General features: G+C 35.1%; 6 protein-coding genes. 1 reads left to right on the top strand and 5 read right to left on the bottom strand.

Features of this window, described 5'->3' with window-relative positions; genetic code table 11:
* Positions 1–126 precede the first annotated feature (126 nt).
* The 5 genes from H8R24_RS17545 to porX form a co-directional block, all read right to left on the bottom strand.
* On the bottom strand, positions 127–501 hold the full coding sequence (locus tag H8R24_RS17545; protein ID WP_187021663.1) for a DUF4258 domain-containing protein: 375 nt from the start codon (positions 499–501) through the stop codon (positions 127–129).
* 36 nt (positions 502–537) lie between these two features.
* Positions 538–1,737: an alanine dehydrogenase gene (locus H8R24_RS17540; protein WP_187021661.1), complete on the bottom strand. Its 1,200-nt coding sequence runs from the start codon at positions 1,735–1,737 to the stop codon at positions 538–540.
* 88 nt (positions 1,738–1,825) lie between these two features.
* Positions 1,826–2,305 (bottom strand): GNAT family N-acetyltransferase, encoded by a 480-nt coding sequence (locus H8R24_RS17535; RefSeq protein ID WP_187021658.1) that lies wholly within the window; start codon positions 2,303–2,305, stop codon positions 1,826–1,828.
* 8 nt (positions 2,306–2,313) lie between these two features.
* Entirely contained in the window at positions 2,314–2,721 is a 408-nt protein-coding gene (gene tsaE / locus H8R24_RS17530) for a tRNA (adenosine(37)-N6)-threonylcarbamoyltransferase complex ATPase subunit type 1 TsaE (RefSeq protein WP_187021656.1), read from the bottom strand.
* Positions 2,722–3,110: 389 nt separating this feature from the next.
* Complete coding sequence (gene porX / locus H8R24_RS17525; protein WP_187021653.1) at positions 3,111–4,664, bottom strand: T9SS response regulator signal transducer PorX; 1,554 nt, start codon at positions 4,662–4,664, stop codon at positions 3,111–3,113.
* Positions 4,665–5,216: 552 nt separating this feature from the next.
* Here porX and H8R24_RS17520 point away from each other — a divergent pair.
* Positions 5,217–5,663: a hypothetical protein gene (locus H8R24_RS17520; protein WP_187021651.1), complete on the top strand. Its 447-nt coding sequence runs from the start codon at positions 5,217–5,219 to the stop codon at positions 5,661–5,663.
* Positions 5,664–5,847 lie beyond the last annotated feature (184 nt).

Genomic DNA, 5,847 nt, shown 5'->3' with positions numbered 1-5,847 from the left:
TCCTATTATAAGCGCTTTTTTAATCTCTAGAAAACGACGTTAATCAAAATATGCGTAGTTTTTCAGTGCCCTCCTGATAATTAGCCCATTTTTTTTATTGCTGGCACGCCCAAAATAAGGATCGTACTATTTTTTTATAATTTCTTCTAAAACCGCTTTGTCTTCGCGATTGCTGATTTTAAGTGTAATAGGGATGTTTTTCATTGTTTTTCCTTCAATCACATACAGCTTAGCTTTGTGAAATTCTGTATTGCTTTTATCGAAGTCTACGTCACCAAATTCTAAAGTATTTTTGATATCGATGGTGTCAATCCAGCTTTCGGCCAGTACTTTGGAAGCGTTTGGGGAATAATCGAAGGGTTTATTGCGAATGTCGTTTAGTACTCGAGCGTTTGGGAAATAATTGCAACGGGTGTCTTTACCGCTGAAAACCATAGCTACAAAAAAGAGGCCGATAATTAATCCCACTAAATAGTAGGCAAAACGTTGTGCGAATTTCATGAATTATTTTTTTGGCAAAGGTAAAGTAAAGATTTCTTAAAACACAATTAAATTGATGTCGTTATTAGGGATGTCAAACCAGTCTCCAATGGCTTTATTAGTCAGGATTCCGTGGTATAAATAGACTCCGTGCTTTAATCCACGATCACAACGAATGGCACTTTCTAGACCACCATCTTCGGCAATTTTCATTAAAAAAGGAGAGATGATATTGCTGATTGAAAGCGAAGCTGTTTTTGAATATCGTGATGGAATATTGGGCACACAATAATGCAAAACATTACTTTTTATAAAGGTAGGACGCTCATGAGATGTAACTTCTGAGGTTTCAAAACAACCGCCAGTATCGATGCTTACATCTACAATTACGGCTCCTTTTTTCATGTGCTCGACCATGGTTTCGGACACGATTACTGGGCAACGATCCACCCCACGCATGGCACCAATAGCTACATCGCAACGGCGCAGGGCTTTTAGCAATGCCTTGGACTGAATGGTTGATGTGAAAATGCGCTGGTTTAAACTGTTTTGTAAACGACGTAGTTTTGTAATGGAATTGTCAAATACTTTTACTGTGGCGCCTAGTCCAATGGCTGTTTTGGCAGCAAATTCGCCTACTGTTCCTGCACCAATAATGACAACCTCGGTTGGAGGAACGCCGGTAATATTACCAAATAAAAGTCCTTTTCCAAATTCGTTTGTAATCATCAACTCGGCTGCAATCAAGATTGAGGCGGTACCTGCAATTTCACTTGATGAGCGAACGGCAGGATATGAACCATCTTCATCTTTTATATATTCAAAAGCGAGTGCTGTTATTTTTTTCTTGGCCAAAGCCTCAAAATAGGCTTTGTTTTTTGTTTTTAGCTGGATTGACGAAATCAGAATTGTTTGATTGTTCATCATTTCAATTTCGGCGAGGGTAGGAGTGCCTACTTTTAAGATCATAGGACATCCAAATACTTTTTTGGTATCGTTTGTAATTTCGGCACCTGCGTCACTGTATTCTTTATCAGAGTAACTGGAATTTTCTCCAGCACCAGATTCGATCATTACCCGATGTCCCTGAAAAGTGAGTGAGTTTACCGCATCTGGCGTCAAGCATATACGGCGCTCTTGATAGCTTGTCTCGTTAGGTATACCAATGAAAAGTTCGCTTTTTCGTCTACCGACTTCTAGTTTTTCTTCTTGAGGTAATAACTGTTCTTTTGTGAATGGATAAAGAGATATTGACATGATTACAGTGCTGATTAAAGAGTAAAATTACATAAAAAAGATTGAAAATACGGCAATTTAAATGCTTAGAAATCTAAATATTGGTTTTTTATACTTTTTCTATAATGCGCTCCATTTTGATATCGGATCGTTCGTATATATTGTTTTCCAAGGGAACTTCGACAAAACCATATTTTTTATACAAATGAATCGCTGTTTCTAGCTTTGTATTCGAATATAAAATTAGTTTTTTAAGTTGCATCGCTTGCGCTTCTTTGATACAATGGTCTATCATTTTTTTTCCTATTCCTAACCCTTGAACACCATCAGTCACAGCCATTTTACTTAGCTCATAATCCGTATTGCTTACTTTTATTAAGGAAACGGTACCTACAATAGCATTGTTATACTGTGCATAATAGATCTTACCACCTTGATCCAAAATGAATTTTCGTGGGTTTGATAAAACTTCGATATCTCTTGGTTCTAGCTTAAAATAGCGTAACAACCATTCCTCATTCAAGGTTTTGATGGCGTCTTTTAATTCATCTGAAAACGGAATAATACTAACTGTGTTTTCGGGCTTCATTTGGTATTTTAGTTTAAATGTAGTTTGCGATTTCCATCTGCTAGTACTTCTATAGTGATTACTGAATGTTCATCAGGAATTAAATTTGGAATCTGCTCCGCCCATTCAATAAAACACCAGTTTCCTGAATAGAAATAATCATCGGCTCCCATGTCCAAAGCTTCGGTTTCGTTTTTCAATCGATAAAAATCAAAGTGATAAACAGTTTGATGATCGGTTGTTTCGTACTCGTTTACTAACGAAAAAGTAGGACTACTTGTAGCTTCTGTTACGCCCAATGTCTTGCACAATTGCTTAATAAAGGTGGTTTTACCTGCACCCATTTCTCCATGAAAAAGAATCACTTTTTTGGGATTTTGTGCTACGACTATTTCCGCCACTGAGGCGATATCTTCTAATGAAAAAATAAATTCCATCTTTATTAATTATGAATTATTAATTATGAATTATGTTGAAATAGCTACCGCAAATTCGCAAATTAATTCCGCTAATCTATGCTTTTTAATTTACGAATTTGCGGTTAACTTTTATTCATGAAACGGGAAACTTTAAACAATTTTAAAAAACCTTAAACCTTTTTATAACCACATAGAAACATAGATGAAAAAGATTAAAATAGTTCAATTCTTGAATTTACATAGCTATGATTTTCTATTGTCAAGTAACACGCCTACATTTTTTGATAAAATAGGCTATGTTTTTTCTATGTGGTAAAAAATAACTTCAAAACTTTCCCACTATTTATTTAAAAACGCCATCTAGTCAACTTGAAACTTTAAACCTGAAACTAAGAAAACTAAAAAAATTACTTCGGATTCAATACCAAACACGGTATAATCATTTCTTCCAGTGATATTCCCCCATGTTGATAAGTGTTTTTATAATAGCTCACATAATGATTGTAATTATTAACATACGCTAAGAACAAATCATTTTTGGCAAAAATATACGAACTACTCATATTAATGGCAGGTAAACCTATTTTTTTTGGTTCCTTAACGGCATAAACATCCTTGTATTCATACGTAAGGCTTCGGCCTGTTTTGTAGCGCAGGTTCAAACTTGTGTTTTTATCCCCAATCACTTTTGACGGATTTTTGACATTTATTGTTCCGTGGTCTGTTGTTAATACCAGTTTGAAACCCAGTTTTTGGGCTTGTTGTATGATTTCTAGCAAAGGCGAATTTTTAAACCAACTGAGTGTTAATGAACGATACGCTTTATCATCGGGCGCTAATTCCTTCACGACATCCATTTCGGTTTTGGCGTGCGATAACATGTCAACAAAGTTGTAGACCACCGTCACAAGATCATTGTCTTTTAAGCCTTTAAAATTCTCCACCAGTTTTTTTCCTGAAGCCAAGTTGGTGATTTTAAAATAATCTTCCTTGATTTTCAATCCCAAACGTTTCAACTGTGCAGTCAGGAATTCGGCTTCAAATAAATTTTTCCCACCTTCTTCAGGGTCATTCTTCCAGTATTGCGGAAATTGTTTTTCCATTTCTATTGGTAATAAACCGGAGAAAATAGCATTTCTAGCATACTGTGTTGCAGTAGGTAAAATGGAGTAATAAGGAACCTCTTTTTCCACTTTGTAGTATTCGGTAACCACACCCTCAAAAGCTTTCCATTGATCGTAACGCAAATTATCAATGACGATGAACAGGACAGGTTTGTCTTTTTTAACCAATTCGGGTACAATAATTTCCTTAAATAAAGTGTGCGACTGCACGGGTTTATCTGCTTTAGGTAAAAACCAATCTTCGTAATTGCGTTCTATAAATTTTCCAAATTGCGAGTTGGCTTCGGCTTTTTGCGACTCTAGAATTTCAACCATACTTTGATCGTTGATGGTCTCGAGTTGCATTTCCCAAAAAATTAATTTTTTATACAATTCCACCCAATCTTCATAACTATTGACCATAGCCATTTCCATGGTTATTTTTCTAAACTCCTTTTGGTAGTCAAGTGTTGTTTTTTGCGAAATCAAGCGCGAGTGATCCAAATTCTTTTTCAAACTCAACAAAATCTGATTGGGGTTCACTGGTTTAATCAAGTAATCGGCAATCTTAGAGCCTATCGCTTCCTCCATAATATACTCTTCCTCACTTTTGGTAATCATAATCATGGGAACCGTATTTTTTTTCTCCTTCATTTCTGACAGCGTTTCCAGCCCACTCATACCCGGCATATTTTCATCCAAAAAAACCACGTCAAAGCTCTCATTCTCAAAAATATCTATGGCATCCCTACCATTATTACAAGTTGTTACACTATAATTTTTTTGTTCCAAAAAAAGGATGTGCGGTTTCAAGTAGTCAATCTCGTCATCTACCCACAATATTTTTATCTTATCCATGTCGTTATTTATCAAGAATTAAATGCGCTAGCAAGTTGCCAAATTACATTATTTTAAACCGTCAAGTTATTAATATTATTATAAAATTTAGCGGTCAGTGTTACAACATTTTCATTTTGCAGGCTACTACAACTGTTTTTTGGGCGTGCCCTTCGCCAAAGCTACGGTCGGGCAGTGCACTACAAGTCCTCGCCCCGCCAAAAAAAGGCGTGGCTGTGGGCTTTTCGTTTCCGTCCCTCACGCGGGATTGTGGGGGTTATCGCAATTTATTTTCATAATTACGGGTGAAATGAGGGAAACCGTAAAGTATTGAAGTTGTTAATAAGTAGATTTGATTTTTATAATTATAAATACATTTTAATAAAAAATATCATACATTTGAAAACCACGTAAAAACAAAATTAATCCACAATAAGAAGAAAGTATACTTTCCTTTTGTTGTGGATTTTTGTTTCGAGTAAAGAGATTATTTAATTAAAAGAGGTATAAATATTAGTTAGCGGTAATGCTACCTAAATGGGGAAAATTCAGAAAACAAAAACATATTTTTAAATGAAAAAAAAAGCGCTTTTAATATTAATTTCAATTGTAATCTCATCCTGTAATAAAACATATAAAGACGAAAAAAACATTTCTGATAAACAGATTGATTCGTTGTCTTTAAATAATGAAACTGTGAATTCAGATACTGAACCAAAAACAAAAAACTGGTACGATGATTTAATTGCTGATTATGTGAAAAATTCGGATAATGAGCTTATTAGAATTTCAGTGAAAAATAAAGAAAATGTTGAATGGCTTCTTGACAGAACGGAAAAAACTGATTCTACAAATTACTACATTTTCCAAATTGGCCAAGATGTATCAGAAAAAGACGGTTCAGATTTAAGATTTTCGACGGATGGATGGATTTATGTTGACAGCATTTCTAAAAAAATATACGAATATGATTTACCTAATGAAAGTTTAATGTTGTGGAAGAATAAGCACAACCGCTAACAACCATTTTGAGCTAGCTGGAATTTAGTGGAATTACCGTTTCGCATCAAGTTTTCGTTAAGCCGAAAATTGAGTGGTTTCGAAGTTCGCCACTTCTGCAAGCAGCTAAACGTCAGGCTGTGAAAAAACCTCATTTAGTCGCTATTTTGACTTAAAATCATCCTCATAAACATCACTACAATCG

The organism is Flavobacterium muglaense, assembly GCF_014305155.1.
Lineage (GTDB): Bacteria > Bacteroidota > Bacteroidia > Flavobacteriales > Flavobacteriaceae > Flavobacterium > Flavobacterium muglaense.
Note: the sequence above shows the minus strand (reverse complement) of the source record. Positions and strands in the feature narration are given on the sequence as shown.

Excerpts from the sequence above, each read along its gene's own strand:
- H8R24_RS17545 (WP_187021663.1), bottom strand. The coding sequence starts at position 501 with ATGAAATTCGCACAACGTTTTGCCTACTATTTAGTGGGATTAATTATC.
- H8R24_RS17540 (WP_187021661.1), bottom strand. The coding sequence starts at position 1,737 with ATGTCAATATCTCTTTATCCATTCACAAAAGAACAGTTATTACCTCAA.
- H8R24_RS17535 (WP_187021658.1), bottom strand. The coding sequence starts at position 2,305 with ATGAAGCCCGAAAACACAGTTAGTATTATTCCGTTTTCAGATGAATTA.
- tsaE (WP_187021656.1), bottom strand. The coding sequence starts at position 2,721 with ATGGAATTTATTTTTTCATTAGAAGATATCGCCTCAGTGGCGGAAATA.
- porX (WP_187021653.1), bottom strand. The coding sequence starts at position 4,664 with ATGGATAAGATAAAAATATTGTGGGTAGATGACGAGATTGACTACTTG.
- H8R24_RS17520 (WP_187021651.1), top strand. The coding sequence starts at position 5,217 with ATGAAAAAAAAAGCGCTTTTAATATTAATTTCAATTGTAATCTCATCC.